Raw genomic sequence first — 470 nt, 5'->3', positions numbered from 1 at the left:
AGCCTCTGGACCCGCACCGGCGAGGCACACCTTTCTATCTACTATTGAAGCATTACTGCGCAAATTCTCGGGTGGCACACTCTTTGCTAGTTAGGTCCCAGATCCTTGCCGGGGAGAACGCGCATTAGTACCCGTTGCAAACCCTGCAATCGCCGTTGTGGGGATCGCGAGCTATCGATCAAGCACTGTGGAGCGTACTTGATGCTCAGCTTCCCCGATTCATTTGGCATTGAGCCGCAGATGGCGCACAAAGCGCGGCTGCTTGGCCGCGCAGACGTGGTCCGCCAAGCCCGCGACATGATCGCTCGCTTCACCTGCGAATGTTGACCGCCGCCGACATGACCCAGTCGATCCAGTTGGCTACGGGCCGGCTCGATATCGCCGTGGACAAGGCGGCCTGGCCGCTGGACAGCCTTTGCGCGTTTGCAGCGCGCGAAAATCCGCGGCGGGGGTTCCTGGTCGTATCCCGC

General features: G+C 60.9%; 1 protein-coding gene. It reads left to right on the top strand.

Features of this window, described 5'->3' with window-relative positions; all coding sequences use genetic code 11:
- Positions 1–201 precede the first annotated feature (201 nt).
- A complete protein-coding gene (locus XH80_RS02825) occupies positions 202–327 on the top strand; it encodes a hypothetical protein (protein ID WP_271597239.1) in 126 nt (41 codons plus the stop codon).
- Positions 328–470 lie beyond the last annotated feature (143 nt).

Origin of the sequence: Bradyrhizobium sp. CCBAU 45384 (assembly GCF_028128665.1) — a bacterium.
Lineage (GTDB): Bacteria > Pseudomonadota > Alphaproteobacteria > Rhizobiales > Xanthobacteraceae > Bradyrhizobium > Bradyrhizobium manausense.
The sequence above is the reverse complement of the archived record's forward strand: the minus strand, read 5'-3'. Positions and strand labels throughout refer to the sequence as shown.